This is a genomic window from Bartonella taylorii, from assembly GCF_023920105.1.
Classification (GTDB): Bacteria; Pseudomonadota; Alphaproteobacteria; order Rhizobiales; family Rhizobiaceae; genus Bartonella; species Bartonella taylorii.
Window position 1 is genome coordinate 48384 of record NZ_CP083693.1, and the last position, 18856, is coordinate 67239.

Consider the following 18856-nt stretch of genomic DNA (forward strand, 5'->3'; position numbering starts at 1 on the left):
CTCTCAATAGTTCGTTCTAACATTTGAGGTTCGTTCTAATACTTGAGATTCGTTCTGGAACCATAAAAAATAATTTCTCAAGATAACTTCTCAAGGGGGTAAAACCTTTGGAAGGGGAAACACAAAGGGAAAGAGGGAAAGCACTATGGATTCTATTCAAATTATTGGTGGGAAAGAACTTACAGGGACTATTCCTATCTCGGGGGCAAAAAATGCTGCGTTGCCTTTGATGATTGCGTCACTGCTCACTGAAGAAACGCTCACTTTAGAAAATATTCCCCATCTTGCTGATGTGGAATTGCTTATTCGTATTCTCAATAATCATGGTGTTGGATATGCCGTCGACGGACAGGAAGTTCACCACGATTGTGTATACTCAAGAACTATCCATTTTACCGCGCAAAAAATAGCTACAACACGTGCACCCTACGAACTGGTGAAAAAAATGCGCGCAAGCTTTTGGGTGATCGGACCCTTACTTGCACGCTGTGGCGAAGCTCTTGTCTCTTTGCCTGGAGGATGCGCTATCGGAACAAGACCTGTCGATTTTATTCTTGAGGGACTCAAAACTTTAGGAGCCCATATTGCTATCGAAAGTGGATATGTTCGTGCTAAAGCTCCAAAAGGATTAAAAGGTGCTTATTACCATTTTCCTAAAGTCACTGTCGGGGGAACTCATGTTATGCTCATGGCTGCTACAATGGCAAAGGGTGTAACCGTTCTTGATAATGCTGCTTGTGAACCAGAAGTCGCGAATCTTATTCGAACCCTCAACGCCATGGGGGCAAGAATAGCCGGTGAAGGAACAACAACTCTCACTATTGAGGGGGTGAAAAAACTCAATGGTGCTAAAATACATGTCATTGCGGATCGAATCGAGGCGGGAACCTACGCAATGGCTGTTGCTATGACGGGAGGAGATGTATTTCTCAAAAATGCAAATCCTAACCATTTAACAAAAGTGCTTAAGGTTCTTCAAAAAACTGGACTCAATATTCAAATAGAACCTCAAGGAATTCACATTAAACGGAATCCAAAACAAACAAAAATAATGCCCGTGGATATCAAAACAGGTCCTTATCCTGCTTTTCCAACTGATCTCCAAGCGCAATTTATGGCGCTGATGACACGAGCACAGGGAACTGCGCGGATCACTGAGACGGTTTTCGAAAATCGCTTTATGCATGTTCAGGAACTTACCCGTTTGGGTGCTCAGATAAAGCTCAATGGGCAGACAGCAACCGTCTTTGGTACAGACAATCTGCAAGGCGCACCCGTTATGGCTACGGATTTACGTGCTTCCGTCTCTCTTGTTATTGCTGCTTTGGCGGCAAAGGGAGAAACCATCGTCAACCGTGTGTATCATCTTGATCGCGGCTTTGAGAGGCTGGAGGAAAAATTAGCCCGATGCGGCGCTACAATTCAACGCATTACAGTTTAACCCCGTTCGTGCATTATCTTTTGGGAGGGGGTTTGGGGCACTTTGACCTTAAGAACTAAGGCTTGTTAGTCTTCGCAATAAACGCGGGGCTGATATCATGATTTTGGAGTGCGATTATTAAAAGTTTGAGAGACGGGGTAACTCCTATAAAAATAGAGATCAAGACTATTTTTATTGCCAATCTCCTGAATTTGCCCTATGAATAGCACTGTAATTTTGGTCGTATACGCAACGACCGAGAGGGATTCAAAAACCCCTAAATCCGAGCGTAAAAATGAACCTACTCTGTAGGTATCCCGGGATTCCGGGAGTTTTTGCTATGTCCAGGTGCGATGAGCACTAAAAGCAAAAAAGCTGACTCGGATTCAGTGTTTTTGACTCCCGGAATACTCATGCGAGGGCGCTCGCAACCGGAGGGGGACCTGAAAGTGAAAGCTAAAAATCCACATTTTAACGACATTTCTATCGGTAGAAAAATTCGTTTTAGGCGAGAAATGTTGAAAATGTCTCAAAAACAATTAGGTGACCATTTAGGTGTAACCTTCCAACAAATCCAAAAATACGAAAAAGGCACAAATCGTGTAGGCGCAGGGCGCTTAAAGGAAATTGCTGATATACTGGATGTCCCTATTGCCTTTTTTTATTCCGAGCTCTCAACAAAAGAAAATGCTCCATACCCCCCATACCATTGTGATGAGGGAGTATCGAGCAAAGAGGAATACTTGCTCCTGAAAAATTTTAGAGAGCTCAAATCTAGAAAGCAAAAGGCAATTTTGTGGTTAATTTCGCATTAGAGTAAAAATTTTTAAATATTCTCTTGCTAAATGATAAATTATCATATATGCCTCTTTTCAGGGAAGGGGTTATTTAAGTTTCCCCCGCAGGAATATCCCAATGTAGCCTCCTTCTCTTCATTTTAAAAATCATAAAAAACTTCATCCTTCCCCTTTCTTCAAAGAATGACTCATTTGTGTTGGGTGAATTTGTCGGAAATTTTGATATTTTTAAATTTTTTTAAGATCTATGGTTTTTAGCTTCTTTGATAAAAACTCCCTAAAACCAACGGAATCCCTTTCAGCTTGAAGATCATTTTGAAGAAGAGGCAAGATGAGGCAATGGTGTAGCATTTGAGAGTGTATAGATTTTTCTAATTTTATTACAATTATAGTTATTATTAGTGATTATTCTTTTAGATGTTTTGAGGGAATCTTTGGAATGAGGCTTTTTCGGGGTGAAGCCTTCTTCAGGGTGAAGTTTGGGGGCACGAAGTTCTTTGAGAGAAAAATTGGGAGACTTGAAGAATCGTATTGCAAGAAAGAGTCCCCAAAAGGGAACATTGGAGAGTGACCATCAAAGGGGTTGTTGAGAGAAGGCTACCAAAAATCTGGAACTTCAGGTTTTAAGTGAGGACCAATTCGTACTGCCGAGACCTTTTCTGCTAAACCCGTGCGGTTTGAAAGTTCCACTGCTAAACCGCAAAGGGTGGCAGGACCACATGCTGGTTCAAAACGGTCTTGCTTCGTTTTATAAAGAAAACGGTGTAAGGGTTCTTCTTTATCCATTCCAAGCGACGAGTTATAATCTCCACACATTCCCGCATCCGACATATAAGCACTGCCACACTCTAATATTTGTGCGTCAGCTGTAGGAATGTGGGTATGCGTTCCTACAATCACACTCACACGACCATCAAGAAAATGTCCAAGACATTGCTTTTCGCTTGTCGTTTCTGCGTGAAAGTCAAAAATAATCGCATCTGCCTGTTCCATCAAAGAGCAAGCGCACAGAATCTTTTCAGCCGTTTCAAATGGATCATCTACCTTGCACGGCATAAAAGCATTCCCCAAAAGATTGGCAACAAGAACACGCGCTCCATTCTTTGCGGTAAAAATACCAGAACCCTTTCCTGGAGTGTCTTTAGGAAAATTGGCGGGACGTAAAAAACGGTCGCTTTCATGGGCATAGCGCAATGTTTCTTGGCATGAAAAAGCGTGATTACCCGTTGTCACAACATCAACACCTACCATGAGAAGGTCTTGATAAGTTTCTTGCGTGATGCCAAAACCATGAGACGCATTTTCACCATTCACCACAACAAAATCAAGCTGCCATTTCTTGATGAGTTGCGGAAGTTGTTCAAAAACAGCCCTACAGCCCGTTGTTCCGACAATGTCACCTAAAAATAAAAAACGCATAGGCGTTTTAACCATACTTTAGCGTTTTAAGAAACCCTTTTCTGTAAAAATTCCCTGCACGACTAAATCATGTTCTGCATGGGGAATGGATTCAACTTCCTGACATGAAAAGCCTAAGCCCAGTAAGTTAAGCCGATGCCCTTGTTTTTCAAGAGCTTCAACTGCACGATCATAATATCCCCCCCCATAGCCAAGGCGGTGGCATTGGCTGTCAAACGCGGAAAGGGGAACAATAATAAAGTTTGGTATAACAACGGCATTTTCTACACTAGGTCCCAATGTGCCAAAGCGCATTGGCTCTAACACTGTGTCGTGTGAAAATGCACGAAAAACCATGGTGGTGGAATCAAGCACTGCTGGTAGTGCTAAACTTCCACCGCGTAACGCTATAGCATCAAATAAAGGACGGGGATCACTTTCCGATTTGATTGGCCAATAGCCTGCTAAAATCATGCGCGAAAAATCTTCCCCTTTTTCTTCAAGGGTTTTTATCAGGTGGGAACAGGCGTGCTGCGAAAAAGTAGCACGTTCTTGTGCCGAAAGAGCATCACGACGGGATAAACCGCTCTTGCGCAGTTGTGCGCGAAGCGATGAAGTCGATTGTGGAGGCTTTGTGCTTTGTTTCATTATTCTGTAAATTGCTGCTCCTCGATCAATTGCTGTAAGTGCAATAAAATAAAGCCCGTGATAAACAGGACTTGAAAGAATAACACCATCAGCGGCTGAGATTGTTTTGACAAACGCATGCACCTTAGCACCGCGATTATAATTACTTATAAAAACAATAACTTTTTAAATTACTCCTCAACGGCGTATAAATATAGGCACGCTTTTTCTCATCATTTTTTACGGCATTAAAGTATTCCAATTTACTGAACTTACTCTTAAATTGAAGCCGAATGGTTTTAATAAACTCATATTACTTTAAAACTCAATAGATAATATTAAGGTTACAAATAAAGGCACTTCTTTTGCATATTAAACAAGTTTTATAACCTATATTCTTATTTACATAGAAGTAAACAGCCTCCATAGATGGGATGAGGTGCTATGCCTTCACAGTTAGTGCTTTACAAGTGTTTTTATAACACTCACTCCGCCCCAAACATAGGATTGCGTTTTATTAAATAACTCACGCGCATATAATTAAAGATAGAAACGATTAAGCTTGCGCCAATCATGCCAAGCCAATAGCCAATAAAGCCATATTCAAAAAAATGCGCCATGAGCGCTCCCCCAAATAAGCCTATCCCCCAATAGCTTATTGCGACAACAATTGTTGACCAAAACGTATCAAGCAAGCCCACAAGTATGCCATTGAGCATAGCTCCTAAAGTGCCAAAAGCAAAAGACAATAAGACGAGTGGAAACAATTCCCAAGAGAAAACAACAACGCTGTCCTCAGAAATATCAAAGATGGTTGTAAGGATAAATCCATAAGAGAGATAAACAACTCCTGATAAAAACAAGACATAAGCTACAGCAAAAACTGTGACACTCATACGCAGCTGTTTTAGAGCCATATTATTTCCATCTGCTCTATACCACGCTGCTATTGTTGCGGCTGCGCTGGAAATTCCCAAAGCCACCACGGAAATAAGCATATCGAGACGCATCCCAATCGTATGCGCAGCTAAAGCTTCGACCCCATAAGCCGTAATCATGAATGCAATGATAGAAGGAAAACCCTCCGCAATAAGTATACGTATACCAATGGGTAATCCTACTCGCAGCAATTTTATTAGTCGTGAAATTTCTAACTTTGGTCTCAAATAATTTAAGGGAAAGGAATGAAAAGCAGAATTGCGAGCCAGAATTATTGCCGCTGCCATAACAATCAAAATACGGATCAAACTGCTTGCAATTCCAGCACCAAAGACACCTAATCCGTTTGCAGGACCTATACCAAAAATAAGTGGCCAAGAGATAAGAAAATTTATAGGAATAGCCGCAAGCATAACCCAGGTTAAGGGCTTTGGATTACCAATTGCTGATAGTAATCCGCGGCTATTCACATAAAGATAAAAAAATACCACCCCTATAGCAGCACCATTATTATATTCCTGCGCTATATTGGCAATTGCTCCATCTTGGCCTAGAAAACACAAGATATTCCTCGTGTTGAGTAAAATGATCGCACTCGTCATTCCAATCAAAAGGGAAAGCCATATTCCTTGATCAAACCATGCCTTTAATGCATATCTATCTTGTCTGCGAAAGCTTTGTGCAAGTTTTGGTGCAACCGCGGTAACAATACCTAGCCCTAACAACATAACAAAACTAAACATACTCAGAGCCAACATTGTACCACTCAAGGCTTGAACGCCTAAATGCGCTACAAGCGCTGCATCTGTGAAGGAAATCATCATCTGAGAGATAAACCCAATAGCCAGTGGCATGCCAAGAAATAGCAATTGCTTCATCACAAAAAACATTGTGAAATACCCTTCCATATTAAATGAGCGTATTAAGTTCGGATCTTTTAAACAAAACACATTGATTTTTTTGGTAAAGTCTTTCCATCGCAAATCTTGCGTAAAGGATGCATAATGAGAACTCATTAAGCCAAGAGGAGATGCTCAGTTCTTAAAGGAGAAGTGTAATGCACCTTTATTCATTTTTTTGGCTTCATGCCATGCGTTTTTTGTAGAGCATTATGCCCCAAGCAGCTACAGTCGTTTATAAAATATCCTTAGCAAGCGTTTGTTTGTTTTGCTCTTCTATTTTCAGTATTTTCAATAAAATTTTGGGAAGATTTTTTTGTACAAGACTTGATATGCCCCCTCTCAATTGTCAAAGACGCGCACGAACCCCTTGAGAGAGAGTATAGCAATTTACTTTACACGCAAAAGAACAAGAACGATTTATTTTATTTACGCAAAAAAGGTGATCCACAACAGCCGATGGAAAAAGTTGATCCCAAGAACCTACATAAATAGGTGGGCGCCATATGAAAAAGCCCACGGGCCTTATCAGGGACAGCTCCCTTGGAGATCACTAAGGTCTCAGGAATGCGTTATTTCCTGTCGAGAAGCGCAGAACACCCTCCCTGTTATAAAACAGTTTGAGATATTCTGCTAGATATAAAATGATTCCAACGCAATCTCTTTGGAGCTGTGGTTTTTTTGCACGTTGCTGGATGCTTGCTGGGGGCGAGGAGATGATATCTGATGGCGGTGGCGTGCTCTTTTTTTAAGGGTTTGGGGTGTTTGTTTGTTTAAAAGATCTTCAATGCGTTTTTGAAGTTTTTGAGCATTTGGGGGTAATATTTGAGCACTTTTTCAGTGGCTTTGAGGGTGGTGGTTTAAGTTGTTTGCGTGGTGGTAAGTTCAAGAGCACATGGTTAAGGTCAAGCATGGTAAGTTTAACCGCGGGTGGAAGATGAAAGTATGTTTTGCCTATGCTTCAGTATAGGTGGGGTTAATGCAAGGGTGTTAGCAATGTCATGAAGAGCATGTTTAAAGGGGCTGGGGTGTTTGTTCGTCTAAAAGAACTTCAATGCGTTTTTGAAGCTTCTGCATTTGTGGGTAATATTCGAGAGCCTTTTCATAGGCTTTGAGGGCAAGCTTTGGGCGTTCCGTTGCTTCCATGGTAACGCCAAGTTCAAAAAATGCCATATAATTGCGTGGTTCAAGTTCGACAGCATGGTTAAGGTCAAGCATGGCAAGTTTAAAATCACTCAGTTGAATATGAACCCAAGCACGTCTTATCCACGCTTCAGCATAAGTGGGGTACAGAGCAAGGACATTATCAATGTAATCAAGGGCAAGACCATAATTGTCAGCACTGATAGCATTTTCAGCCCATGACATCAAAAGATCAATCGTCTCACTGCCCGATTGTGACCATAAACGTTGAAGCTGTTGACCTATCTTTCTTGCTTGCTCAACATTCGCACAAGATTTTAATTCTTTCAGTAAACGTACAACTTCTGCCTCTTTGCGCTGTTTAACTCTGTCAGAATGGGGGGGGGTGTTTAAGTCAAAATCTTCAAGAATGGTCGCGGATGAATCAGATGTTGCTGGTCTTGAAGGGGAAGGGCTGGGGAGGAGATCATCCAGCGGTATCAGCAATTGCGGAGAAGGAGGATCTTCAGGGAGTGAAGGAGGACTTTGCCCGTATCCAGCAGAAATTAAACAAAAACACTCTACAACAGCAAGTAAAAAAAATGTAAAAGGGTGCAAAGAATTTTGCCGAAAAACAAGAAACCCCCGTAATCGTAAAGATTTTAAAAAGATAAAAAATCTCATCACGACAAGTCCTCAAACCACAAACGATCAGGCAATGGCAATCAAGCGATGGCGATCAAATAATGGACCTGTAATCCCAAAATAAACTTTCAAAAGCTAAAAGCTCTCATGCCTACAAAAAGTAGGCATAAAAACCATCAGCCCTCATGCACCATCAACCTTGACGTGCTCTAAAACGTGGGTTCGTTTTATTAAGGATATAAACACGACCTTTACGACGCACCAAACGATTGTTACGGTGGCGCTCCCTTAGTGCTTTAAGCGAATTTTTAATTTTCATCATACTCACCGTTTATATAGATTATGTAACGCAATGTTATAACTTCAATCTTCTCAATACTATCACACACTGCCATATGCTCTAACACTGTTATATTATACAACATTTGCATATGATATCGCACACATTATGATACCGCATTGTGTCATAATATTGTGCTTGCTTCACAACATCATGTTACACACTTTTCCACTGTGATCACAAAAAGAAAAACGTACTTTTAAAATAAAAGCACGCATTAACACATTTCATTAACACAACGAATAAGTGAAAATTGCAAAAAAAATTTAGAGGATTTCTAACAAGAAGTCTTCTTTTTGTCAAGTGCGTATCTTTTTAACAAATTGCCTCTGGTAATCTCGCTTTGGTGCGTTAGATGGAGGGGGAGCAGTGAAGAATATGGGGAAAATCGAAAAGTCTTTCATTTGTAAGCAAATGGTTGGTGAACGAGGTGCACTCTCATTTCTTGAAAGAGTTAAGTTTGTAAGAAGGGGTATGGGGCGCAATAAGAATATATCGTGAAAATCGATCGGCATAGATGGTTGTCTTGAATGGGTTTCTTTATCATCTGAAGGATGGGAAAAGGTGAGAGCTGAGAGTGTTTTCTCGTGTGTTTTAAGAGGGGAATAGAGAGGGGAGCTGGCCTGTGCGTGAAGGAGTAAGATGCATGGGAGAATTGAGGGTAATTGGATTTTTTCAAGGGAATAAGGGGCATTAGGAGGAGGCTCTTGGGAAGGGGAGTTTTAAAATTCCCCTTCCTTTGAGGAGAAGAGGTGAAAGCTGAGGGGTTTTCTCGTGTGCTTTAAGAGGGGAATAGAGAAGAGGCCTGGCCTGTTCGTGAAGAAGTAAGATGCATGGCAGAATTGAGGGTGATTGAATTTTTTTGAGGGAATAAGGGGGCATTAGGAGGAGGCTCTTGGGAAGGGGAATTTTAAAACTCCCCTTTTCCTTTGAGGAGAAGAGGTGAAAGCTGAGAGTGTTTTTTCGTGTGCTTTAAGAGGGGAATAGAGAGGAGAGCTGGCCTGTGCGTGAAGGAGTAAGATGCATGGGAGAATTGAGGGTTTGGTGTTGGGAACAAGGGATGTTTTGTTGAGAGAGGCATTCTTTATTAAAATTTTGTGGCTGGTCCTGTTAATTGGATGACATGCCCCATTTTGCGTAGTGGTTGAACAGAGCTTTTGCCATATAAATGTACCGATGTGCGCTCTCGTGTGAGAAAATATTTGACCTCGCCTAGATTATTGCCAAGCAGATTGATCATTTGACAATTGCTATGACGGTATGTGTTGCCTAGGGGAAGCCCGCAAATCGCACGGATATGTTGTTCAAACTGTGAGGTTACGCATGCCTTTTGTGTCCAATGGCCAGAGTTATGAACACGAGGCGCCAATTCATTCACTAAAAGCTCTCCATCTATCAAGACAAAAAATTCAATGCAAAGAACACCAACATAATTTAGAGCATCCATCACTGTTACGCTTATTTCTTGCGCAAGCTTTTGCACTTTGAGCGGAATACGTGATGGAACAAATGATTTGTGAAGAATGCCGTTTTTGTGCTGGTTTTCAGGGCAATCATAAAAAATATGTTCCCCTTGCTTCGTGCGTGCTGAAAGAACCGAAATTTCTGATAAAAAAGGAACGATCTCTTCTAAAATCGAGGGTTGTTCCTGAAAATTCTTTAGGGCTTCGTCAAGCGCTTGCTCATCTGGGTGATCTAGCATGATCTGGTTTTTTCCATCATAGCCAAAACGGCGGGTTTTCAAAAGACCACGTTCGCCTAACGCTGAAAGACCTGAAAGGAGCGAAGCAATATTGTCAACAGCATGCCACGATGCTGTGCGGATGCCTTGCTCTTGCAAAAATTGCTTCTCAAAAAGCCGATCTTGTGTAATTTCCAACGCTTTGGAAGAAGGATAAACATTTTGGGCTTTTTCTATATATTGAACCGTTTGAAGCGAAAGATTTTCAAATTCATAGGTTACAACATCACATAGCGAAATAAAGCGATCTAATGCTGAAGTATCATCATAAGACGAAACAATATGGTCGCTTGCTGTTTGTGCTGCTGGGCAATCCGTTTCAGGGCAAAAAACAACCGTGCGAAACCCTAGTTCCGCTGCCGCTATGGCTAACATGCGTGCCAATTGACCTCCCCCTATTAAACCGATTGTGCTGCCTGAAGGCAACATCGTCGATGTGGTGGAGATGCGGGGTGTGGTGGCGATGTTGTTGGTGGTAGCGGGTGTGTTGGTGGTGGAGGGGCTGGATGTGGGGGAGGTGTTGGGGGCGGATAGGGTAGGTGAAGAGGATGTGGGGGAGGATTCTGTCATTTTAAACCTCTGTTACAGGAGTTTGCGCGACACTGGCTGTTTGTTGCTGACGCCAATCTTGTAACCGTTGTGCTAGACTATCATCGTAAACCGCCATAACTGCTGCTGCTAAAAGTGCGGCATTAATAGCACCTGCCTTGCCAATCGCTAAGGTGCCAACGGGCACGCCTGCTGGCATTTGCACAATTGAAAGCAAAGAATCTTGACCAGATAAAGACTGTGTGTGCACTGGAACGCCAAAAACAGGAAGAGGAGTGAGTGCTGCTAACATTCCAGGAAGATGTGCTGCACCTCCCGCGCCGGCAATTAAAATTTTAAAACCTGCCGCTTTTGCCCCTTTCGCGAATTGGTAAAGGCGTTCAGGGGTTCGGTGTGCCGAGACAATATGCGAAATGTGAGAAATACCAAGACATGCTAAAGTATCGGCGCTATGGCGCATTGTTTGCCAATCCGATTGGCTGCCCATTAAAATCGCTACATCACATGATTTTTTAGTCATTCTATATCCTTTTCAAGTGTTTAATGCGATTCTTCCCCTTCTTTTTTAAGGGTTTTACATTTTCTTTGCAAAGCCAATGTTGGCGAGGGGGATGATAGGTAACAGTTTTTTCAAGGGCGTTTTATAGGGGGTGGATATTTTCACAAAACAGAGTCTTTACAGATGTTTGAAAGAATGATGATGGGTGTTTCTTCTTGATTTATCATTGAAGCGTTGGAAAAAAGATTTAACAATCTGCCCATGGCAAAAATAACCCCTTCAAACCAGATGATAAAAAACCTTGTTTAAATTGGAATTAAATGAGGGCTTGAAAATCTTAAGATGTTAGAACTTCCCTAAAAGCTGCCTAACACATGCGTTATTTTTTGAAAAAAGGATCAAGGCTTTGAGAAAAGGATGAAATTTTTTATGATTTTTAAAATGAAGAGAAGGAGGCTACATGGGGGATACCCTGCGGGGGAAATCAATAACCCCTTCCCTGGAAAGAGGCATATATGATTACTTGTTGCTTAGCAAGAGAATATTTAAAAATTTTCATTCTCATGAGAAATTAAGCACAAAATTGCCTTTTGCTTTCTAGATTTGAGCTCTCTAAAATTTTTCAGGAGCAAGTATTCCTCTTTGCTCGATACTCTCTCATCACAATGGTATGGGGGGTATGGAGCATTTTCTTTTGTTGAGAGCTCGGAGTAAAAAAAGGCAATAGGGACATCCAGTATATCAGCAATTTCCTTTAAGCGTCCTGCGCCTACACGATTTGTGCCTTTTTCGTATTTTTGGATTTGTTGGAAGGTCACGCTTAAGTGGTCACCTAATTGTTTTTGAGACATTTTCAACATTTCTCGCCTAAAACGAATTTTTCTACCGATAGAAATGTCGTTAAAATGTGGATTTTTAGCTCGCACCTTACTTCCCCCTCCGGGTGCGAGCGCCCTCGCATTAGTATTCCGGGAGTTAAAAGTACTGAACCTAAATCAGCTTTTTGCTTTTAGTGCTCATCGCACCTGGACATAGCAAAAACTCCCGGAATTCCGGGACACCTACAGAGTAGGTTAATATTATGTTTAGGTTTCGGGCTTTTAATCCCCTATTGATCGTCGCGTATACGACCAAACTCACAAGGTTTATTAATAAGGCAATTTCAGGAAATTGGCAATAAGATTTAAAACATTTGAGACATTCTCAAGGTTTCTTTTCTGAAGCGAATTTTACCTCACAGAAATGTTGTTAAAATGCCTATTTTGGGGAAATGTGGACTTTTGGATTTTAATTTACAGCCCCGTTGGGTGTGAGTGCCCTCGCATGAGTATTCCGGGAGTCTGAAAGTACTGACCTCGAATCAGCTTTTTGCTTTTAGTGCTTATCGCACCTGGACATAGCAAAAACTCCCGGAATCTCAAGATATCTACACAGTGGGTTCATTTTATGCTAAAATTTAAGGCTTTTGGTCCCCCGTTGATCGTCGCTGTACGACCAAACTCACGAGGTTTATTGGTAAGGTAATTTGAGGAGATTGGCAATAAGATTTAAAATAGTCTTTGTTTGTTTTTATAGGAGGCGGAGTGAGGAGCAAACTCTTAATAATAATAACCACTCTCTACAATCATGATATCAGATCCGCGTTTATTGAGAAGATTAACAAGCCTTTGTTTCCATCGTCTAGGAAACCCCGCGGAAGAAGCACAAAACAAGCTGTTATTGGGCAAGGATGCCGATAGGTGCAGGGCTTGGCGTAAAACAATTTTAATGTACCAAATTTGACGTTTGCGGGCTTTCTGAAAGGTAGTGGAGGCTACTATAGATGTAAGATTATCTTGCGTACATATAGAGTTCACTTCGATACAAAAGTTCCAAATTTCCCTGCACTTCATATTGTTTTATCAATGCACTCAATTGTTGCAAATATTCTTCCCCATGGCTTGCAATGGCGCGTTGTGCTTGTGTTGAAGAACGGCTCATCCCAATAAAGGTTTCCGATGGGATTGTCATCGTCCAAGTGTGCGTATGTAAAGTAACCTTTTCTGGTGTTACTCCAAAGCCATTGCTCATTTCCTGTAAAAAATCAAAATTACGATAATAACGGGAATAGTTGGGGCTCATTTCTTCTAACAATGCTTCATAAGCGGCTAGAAATTCGCTATGTTTAAAGTCGCGATTGTTTTGAATAACCGCCATTACACCACCAGCTCGGAGTTTTCTTGAGACAGTGCAAAGCAATTGAGGACGATCCATCCACTGAAACGCTTGTGCTGCAACGACAAGATCGACCTCACCTATTTGGGGCAATAGGCTTTCTGCTCGGCCTTGATACCACTGTACAGTGGGAAACTTTTTTCGCCCTTGCTTAATCATGTCTGCCGATAGATCGATAGCATGATATTGATGTTCGTTCCCTAGAAGTTTGACAATCCCTTCTAATGCGATGCCTGTTCCGGCCCCTGCATCTACGATAGATAAATGCTTTTTGTTCTTAAAAGGAAGTAGCATGGTTTTTAATAAGGTGAGGGGGTAGCGCGGACGATAGCGATCATAATCATCAGCTAAGCCGTCAAACTTTTCACTTTGCGGTTGAACGCTTTGTATCATAGGCTGTACGCCCCCTTACAATTGCTGGCATATATAGTTAAAAAACTTTCCTATGGCATAATTGAAAAGCTCTTCTTTGGCTAGTACATTAAGCATAAGTTTGGAGGAGGGGTGAATGGGAATTGCCTTTTGACGCTTTCACTCTTGCCTTCTATAAATCTATAAAATTGATGCTTAGATGGTGAGCCGGCATTTTTCCCTTCTTTAAATGATGCGTTTTCGAGCCAATCGCAATCAAGCTAAGATGTCATGCTGCACGACTTTTGCTGGTGAGGTTTAAAGAGGCGAATTCTCTTGCGATGTCAAAAGGGACCTTATAAGACGTAAAGCTGAAGTAAAGGGTGATAGTGAAGATGGGAATTGGTTTTTACCCATCAAACTTCATATTCTTTCCGCATGAGGCTGTTTCCGTTTCAGAGAAGACACATAGATTGGAAGCCTATGGCAAAAGCCTTTAAGATAAAGAAGAAATTCCATTTAAAAGCATCCCATATTTTATGGGATTACCGGTGCACTGTCCAGTTCCACATTCAAGTATAGCGGTAAGCAAGTTTGCGGCAATCAAAAACACAAAGAGGAAACCTACCATTTTGTTCAGCATCGGGAAAAGAGCAAATACTTTAAATTTGCGTGCCAATCCAGTTAAAACCATGATGAAGGCAACTATAATAATATAAAGAGCTGCAATTATAAATGCCCAGATATAAAGACGCATTCCAAAGAGCGTTGGACCATTTCCAAGATCACTGTGCATAACCTGTAAAAGGATCTGCTGAGCGGCAGAAAGACAAGTTACCGTACAACCAAGAATAACCATACCATAATGGATATTTTTCACCTTATGGAAAATATTGAACAAAAATCCACAACCAGCAACTATAAAACCAAGGCGTTGAAGAAGACAAAGGGGGCATGGTACAACTGATGATACAGGCTTTGTTAATTGATAATAGAAAGTCATCAACAAGACAACGCATAATCCAATAAGCCCTAATACATTCATAAATATGGTTAAATGATGATTTTTTTCAGCAAGTTCCATGATTATGTTCTCAAAAAGACATGTTTAAAAGTAAAGTTTCATGACGATAAAGAGTAAAAAGGGTGATAATGAACAGAATTGTCCAGAAAGCATAACTTATGTTTTTTTTGCCATATATAGTCATTATTGCTGTACCTAAAGCAACTAAAAACGGAACAAACATAGCTTAAAAATCTCCTTTCTTACTGATGCACAAGATATTGCAAAAAGTGTCGAAAAAGAGTTCAAGCTTAATTTGTCCACAATCATTATTTTTACGACTATAGTAAAATAGTCAAAGTATAAAAACCGCGGAAAGAGGATTTCAACAAAGGCATTTAACTGTTGTTGTTGAACGGTACACTCGCTTTTTCATCAATTAAAACCATTTCCTACACATCAAAAGCAGAGTTGGTGTGTAGATAAAAGTAAGGGATCACAATGTGGATGAATACCGTTTAAGAAAGGCATAAAACGCTTCTTGTGAATCTTCTCAATGCAAGGGTTGTTGCAAAATTTTGAGCTGACAAATAGTATGATAACGTCGGCTTGCACCTGCATAAGCGTAAAGATGGTGGTGCTTAATGGTTTTTAAGAGATATAAGCTCCCAAAATCATATGTTGTGCCTATTCATGGTAAAAGTCTTCTTAGTCGTTATTTTGGGGGAAAGAGCAAAAAGTACTATAGTTGGCCGAATACACGCAAGATGTGGTTAACTTCAAACTGTTTTTCAACGGCTTGAATGTGTTCGGAGGCTAGTGGTTTTCTAGTGAATCTTCTCTTGCTTTATAAGAAGCACGGAAGATAATGGTGTCTCGCATTATACGCAGTTGGGAAATCTCTACAAAGCGCATTTAACATTAGCTGAAAAGTCTATCATTTATGTGAAGCGGAACAATATGAAGGTGATGCGCAAGCTTTATGAAAAAATGCAAGCTAAAGCTGTTAGTATAGATATTTCGTGCAATAACAACAAAGGTCATTCTTTTTGAGAGAATGAGAATAGTCATAAAAATAATAAATTATCACTTTTCCCTACCTAATGCCACTGAGTATAAAACTGAATATCGAACTACAACAGATCATTTTCGGTGAAATGATAAGAGTGAGAGTTCAGTGAGATTAATGCTATAATTTTATAATATATAGTGTTATTGAAAATAAACTTTATAGCTCTATAGTTCCCTTGTTTTTGCAAAGCAAATTGTGCTAATTTTTTTTCGAAATTATCTTTAAAGGAAACATTCAAGTCGTATTTAGCTGCAAAAGTTGTTGCTTTTTCCAATAACCCTTCTGAATGAATACTTGCTAATAATTCGTTATAATTTGGCTCTTCTAAATGCAAATAGAAATCTATACGATAAGCTAATTCTGGCAAGAAATTGGCTTTAATTAGATCTTCAGGAGAAGATATCGCTGTACCATTAAAACTTCCAGTAAAAATGAATATTAGATTATCTGTTTTCAAATTGACTGAAGCAACAGGACGTAATCTTTATATGTCTTGAACTGTCAAATTTAAAGTAAAACCATCTAAAGGCTTCAAAAGCGATTGCTGTATTCCAATGCCATTAATATCTTTTTCTCGACCCTATATGGGTAGCTAATTTATCGAATTCATCTAAATGGATAATACCCCTTTCGGCCTCACTTAAGTTACCTGATGTAGCGCGAAATATTCCTTCAAACATCGTTGAAGGATCTTTACTACTATAACCAACTTCTGATAGAGTTTTGGAATCAATAGTTACCATAGTTCTATTTGCGATTTCGTTGATTAAATGGGCTAAATGCGTTTTACCTACACCAGAGGCACCTGATATTAACAGACACCTCGGCTTTTCCCACGCAATATGCTCATTCAAAATTAATGTTATTAGTATTTGTACAATTTTTTTATCTATACCATGATTAGAGAAAAACTGACGTAGTAATTTAATGTCGTTCATGCAACGCTCTTTTTTATTGCTAAGCCTTTTAAGTAAATAGATAGCCCCTGTAAAATAAATAAAGGCGCGCAAAAACCTATGGATATACAAAGTTTGTATAATATAGAAAATGAAAAGAAGTTTGCCGCATATAAAAGCACAATAGAGAATAAAGCTGTTATGATACGCACACTGGCATCGCCTACCAAAATCACCTCTGCCAAATTTTCACTAGGTGTGACAGCTTGACCAATTGTTATCCCAGACACTCTAAAATAAAACTGCCCAATACCTAATAAAAAACCCATAATATAGAGAGAATATTTAGTAAAATCTAAATATAAAACGGAAGAGATTGCGATTATTGCAAAAGCCGGTGCTCCCCATACGAAAAAACGAATCAAAGACGGAGATTTGCGTAAATAATAGGATGAGACGAAACCATTGACTACAAAGCCCAGTGCCAACAAAGCAAAAATAGAATTTTGAATGGCTGTGAATTTTATATTATCTGATGTTATAGATGCAAGAACAAGCGGCAATAAAACAATAGATCCTGTATAAAGAAAGTTATTTAAAATACGATTAATCGTCAAAAAACGTAAAGCAGAAATCCGCCAAAGACATCTAAAACCAACCCCATAAGCTCTTTGGGTTGCTCTTTTCGATGGTTCTTTTACCCTGTTTATTTGTTGTATAGAATTTATACGAAACCATAAACTGGCATTTAAAAGATAAATAAATACAACAAAGGCTATAGCCATTTCGTGCCCCAAATGCGCAATTATAAAATATATAAGCAATGGAGAAATAATAACAAAAAATTGGCAGCAACTGGTATAAAATGCAAACATACTGGCTTTTTGTTTGGGGTCTGGAACCAGCTGATTCAGGGCACTGTTGTTATTCGGGTTATCAACCCCCATCAGGAGAGCAAGTAAAAAAAACACAAGTAAAATAAGCACTGGATTGTTTATGAATAGTAAGAAAGACAATAAACCAGCACAAACAATTTGACTATAAAACCCAATAATAAAGCCTTGATAGCGTGCTAACACATTCCCCAAACATAAGCCTGCAATCCCTATTGCAATTAAATTAACTACATTCAAGGTGGCAGACGTCTCTCCAGTTGTATCTTGTAATTGTAACAAAGAAAGGCCAATAGATAATACGCCACCAGTACAGAAACTTGTCAAACTTCCAACCAAAATCATAAGAAAAACAGAATTACGCAACATTTTTTACGATCCCAGACAGAGCGCTAAGCCATTTTGTAACTTCCTCTGTTGTCAAATGTGGCTCGGCACTAAATCCGAGTTCTTCATAAAATTTGACTTCAAATGCATTGCGCGTACTTATTTTTTGCAAGCCATCTATCAGCATAAATTCTATACCTGGCAACACTGTACTCATAGATTGAGATAAATAATAGGAAACTGCTCTCCAATACATATGGCTACGATCTCTTGCCAAATAATTTTCTAAGGCATACTTCGGGTAACAACCATCTAAAATACGTTTTGGGCAACGGTATAATGGGTAACAAATACGAATAGCGTCCACTTCACGCACAGGAAAGGGTAAAATATTTTTACCTCTCATGATATTATAAAAACTTTCGGCAAGCAGATCTTCTAAATTAAGTCCAGTTACAACAAGATTTGTTTTAAATTTTCGAGCAACATGAGACAAAGCCAGCTGCACTGCTAAAGTGCCAATAACCTCTAAGTCAGATTCTGGATACGCTTTTTTAAAATTCCCTGCCCAATCTGTCCCTGCGACACCTAATAATTGACCCACTTCATCTGAATGAACAAGGTACAATTCTAAACCAATATCGTCGCAAAGTTTTTGAGCTCTTGAAACCCCTGTATCCCAATCTGGTATTCCTAACATCATTACAGGAACTAAAGAATCTTTAGGTATTCCAACTTTTATTAAACTTTTTAACAATGTATTCGAATCCCCGCTTCCACTGACCCCAACAATTATTTTCTCACCGCTATAAGAACTAAAAAAGTTATCTCTGAATTTGCGAACTTCTAGCGAAACAAAGGAACGACATTCTTCTTTACTAAAAAAACATGTTCTCTGCCTTTTTCTTTATGATTATCAAAAATATATTCCGCTACAATTTGATCATCAACTTTAGAATAAATATTTTTCCTTCGGTCTAATAAACTGTTATAATCAATATTTCTATCTGTTCTAAAAATAAGCTCTTCTTTTCCTAGATTTTCTAGTAACTGCTGTACAGTCTTTCCAAAAAAAAGATACTACCTCAACATTGCCATCCTGAAAAATTTTATATGCACACACT

17 protein-coding genes and 1 other RNA gene are annotated in these 18856 nt (G+C 39.7%); 2 read left to right on the forward strand and 16 right to left on the reverse strand.

Annotated features, from left to right (window positions below):
• Window positions 1–145 precede the first annotated feature (145 nt).
• Both murA and LBE40_RS00250 read left to right on the forward strand, forming a co-directional pair.
• Window positions 146–1441, forward strand: a complete 1296-nt coding sequence (murA, locus tag LBE40_RS00245) for a UDP-N-acetylglucosamine 1-carboxyvinyltransferase (protein WP_004857618.1) — start codon at window positions 146–148, stop codon at window positions 1439–1441.
• Window positions 1442–1833: 392 nt separating this feature from the next.
• Window positions 1834–2235, forward strand: coding sequence for a helix-turn-helix domain-containing protein (locus LBE40_RS00250; protein WP_252615240.1), 402 nt, complete (start codon window positions 1834–1836; stop codon window positions 2233–2235).
• A gap of 579 nt (window positions 2236–2814) precedes the next feature.
• Here the strand turns inward: LBE40_RS00250 and LBE40_RS00255 are convergent.
• The 16 genes from LBE40_RS00255 to LBE40_RS00330 form a co-directional block, all read right to left on the reverse strand.
• Window positions 2815–3636: a TIGR00282 family metallophosphoesterase gene (locus LBE40_RS00255; RefSeq protein WP_040296838.1), complete on the reverse strand. Its 822-nt coding sequence runs from the start codon at window positions 3634–3636 to the stop codon at window positions 2815–2817.
• A gap of 18 nt (window positions 3637–3654) precedes the next feature.
• Window positions 3655–4263 (reverse strand): 5-formyltetrahydrofolate cyclo-ligase, encoded by a 609-nt coding sequence (locus LBE40_RS00260; RefSeq protein WP_040296837.1) that lies wholly within the window; start codon window positions 4261–4263, stop codon window positions 3655–3657.
• A gap of 464 nt (window positions 4264–4727) precedes the next feature.
• The gene (locus tag LBE40_RS00265; protein WP_252615204.1) at window positions 4728–6071 is read right to left on the reverse strand and encodes an MATE family efflux transporter; all 1344 of its coding nucleotides are present in this window, start codon (window positions 6069–6071) and stop codon (window positions 4728–4730) included.
• A gap of 449 nt (window positions 6072–6520) precedes the next feature.
• Window positions 6521–6681, reverse strand: a non-coding RNA gene (gene ssrS / locus LBE40_RS00270) — 6S RNA.
• A gap of 413 nt (window positions 6682–7094) precedes the next feature.
• Window positions 7095–7886 carry a tetratricopeptide repeat protein gene (locus LBE40_RS00275; RefSeq protein WP_004857605.1) on the reverse strand — a complete coding sequence of 264 codons (792 nt, stop codon included), beginning with the start codon at window positions 7884–7886 and terminating at the stop codon, window positions 7095–7097.
• 154 nt (window positions 7887–8040) lie between these two features.
• Window positions 8041–8166, reverse strand: coding sequence for a type B 50S ribosomal protein L36 (ykgO, locus tag LBE40_RS00280; RefSeq protein WP_011181208.1), 126 nt, complete (start codon window positions 8164–8166; stop codon window positions 8041–8043).
• 1108 nt (window positions 8167–9274) lie between these two features.
• Window positions 9275–10498, reverse strand: a complete 1224-nt coding sequence (locus LBE40_RS00285; RefSeq protein ID WP_004857604.1) for a 5-(carboxyamino)imidazole ribonucleotide synthase — start codon at window positions 10496–10498, stop codon at window positions 9275–9277.
• A 1-nt stretch (window position 10499) separates the two neighbouring features.
• Window positions 10500–10997: a 5-(carboxyamino)imidazole ribonucleotide mutase gene (gene purE / locus LBE40_RS00290; RefSeq protein WP_004857602.1), complete on the reverse strand. Its 498-nt coding sequence runs from the start codon at window positions 10995–10997 to the stop codon at window positions 10500–10502.
• Between the two features lie 524 nt (window positions 10998–11521).
• Window positions 11522–11902, reverse strand: a complete 381-nt coding sequence (locus LBE40_RS00295; protein WP_004857600.1) for a helix-turn-helix domain-containing protein — start codon at window positions 11900–11902, stop codon at window positions 11522–11524.
• 904 nt (window positions 11903–12806) lie between these two features.
• Window positions 12807–13583, reverse strand: a complete 777-nt coding sequence (locus LBE40_RS00300) for a class I SAM-dependent methyltransferase (protein ID WP_004857597.1) — start codon at window positions 13581–13583, stop codon at window positions 12807–12809.
• 454 nt (window positions 13584–14037) lie between these two features.
• On the reverse strand, window positions 14038–14625 hold the full coding sequence (locus tag LBE40_RS00305) for a disulfide bond formation protein B (RefSeq protein ID WP_004857595.1): 588 nt from the start codon (window positions 14623–14625) through the stop codon (window positions 14038–14040).
• A 10-nt stretch (window positions 14626–14635) separates the two neighbouring features.
• On the reverse strand, window positions 14636–14788 hold the full coding sequence (locus LBE40_RS00310) for a DUF5993 family protein (protein WP_004857594.1): 153 nt from the start codon (window positions 14786–14788) through the stop codon (window positions 14636–14638).
• A gap of 889 nt (window positions 14789–15677) precedes the next feature.
• Window positions 15678–16073: a P-loop NTPase family protein gene (locus tag LBE40_RS00315; protein WP_004857592.1), complete on the reverse strand. Its 396-nt coding sequence runs from the start codon at window positions 16071–16073 to the stop codon at window positions 15678–15680.
• Between the two features lie 103 nt (window positions 16074–16176).
• Window positions 16177–16554, reverse strand: a complete 378-nt coding sequence (locus LBE40_RS00320; RefSeq protein WP_004857590.1) for an AAA family ATPase — start codon at window positions 16552–16554, stop codon at window positions 16177–16179.
• Window positions 16551–17774 (reverse strand): MFS transporter, encoded by a 1224-nt coding sequence (locus LBE40_RS00325; RefSeq protein ID WP_004857588.1) that lies wholly within the window; start codon window positions 17772–17774, stop codon window positions 16551–16553. Before LBE40_RS00325 ends, LBE40_RS00320 begins: the two co-directional genes overlap by 4 nt.
• The gene (locus LBE40_RS00330) at window positions 17764–18489 is read right to left on the reverse strand and encodes a tRNA lysidine(34) synthetase (RefSeq protein WP_004857586.1); all 726 of its coding nucleotides are present in this window, start codon (window positions 18487–18489) and stop codon (window positions 17764–17766) included. The genes LBE40_RS00325 and LBE40_RS00330 overlap by 11 nt, the downstream gene beginning before the upstream one ends.
• Between the last annotated feature and the right edge of the window lie 367 nt (window positions 18490–18856).

Excerpts from the sequence above, each read along its gene's own strand:
- purE (WP_004857602.1), bottom strand. The coding sequence starts at position 10,997 with ATGACTAAAAAATCATGTGATGTAGCGATTTTAATGGGCAGCCAATCG.
- LBE40_RS00260 (WP_040296837.1), bottom strand. The coding sequence starts at position 4,263 with ATGAAACAAAGCACAAAGCCTCCACAATCGACTTCATCGCTTCGCGCA.
- LBE40_RS00305 (WP_004857595.1), bottom strand. The coding sequence starts at position 14,625 with ATGGAACTTGCTGAAAAAAATCATCATTTAACCATATTTATGAATGTA.
- murA (WP_004857618.1), top strand. The coding sequence starts at position 146 with ATGGATTCTATTCAAATTATTGGTGGGAAAGAACTTACAGGGACTATT.
- LBE40_RS00285 (WP_004857604.1), bottom strand. The coding sequence starts at position 10,498 with ATGACAGAATCCTCCCCCACATCCTCTTCACCTACCCTATCCGCCCCC.
- LBE40_RS00320 (WP_004857590.1), bottom strand. The coding sequence starts at position 16,554 with ATGAACGACATTAAATTACTACGTCAGTTTTTCTCTAATCATGGTATA.
- ykgO (WP_011181208.1), bottom strand. The coding sequence starts at position 8,166 with ATGAAAATTAAAAATTCGCTTAAAGCACTAAGGGAGCGCCACCGTAAC.
- LBE40_RS00265 (WP_252615204.1), bottom strand. The coding sequence starts at position 6,071 with ATGTTTTTTGTGATGAAGCAATTGCTATTTCTTGGCATGCCACTGGCT.
- LBE40_RS00255 (WP_040296838.1), bottom strand. The coding sequence starts at position 3,636 with ATGCGTTTTTTATTTTTAGGTGACATTGTCGGAACAACGGGCTGTAGG.
- LBE40_RS00325 (WP_004857588.1), bottom strand. The coding sequence starts at position 17,774 with ATGTTGCGTAATTCTGTTTTTCTTATGATTTTGGTTGGAAGTTTGACA.
- LBE40_RS00250 (WP_252615240.1), top strand. The coding sequence starts at position 1,834 with ATGCGAGGGCGCTCGCAACCGGAGGGGGACCTGAAAGTGAAAGCTAAA.
- LBE40_RS00275 (WP_004857605.1), bottom strand. The coding sequence starts at position 7,886 with ATGAGATTTTTTATCTTTTTAAAATCTTTACGATTACGGGGGTTTCTT.
- LBE40_RS00300 (WP_004857597.1), bottom strand. The coding sequence starts at position 13,583 with ATGATACAAAGCGTTCAACCGCAAAGTGAAAAGTTTGACGGCTTAGCT.
- LBE40_RS00310 (WP_004857594.1), bottom strand. The coding sequence starts at position 14,788 with ATGTTTGTTCCGTTTTTAGTTGCTTTAGGTACAGCAATAATGACTATA.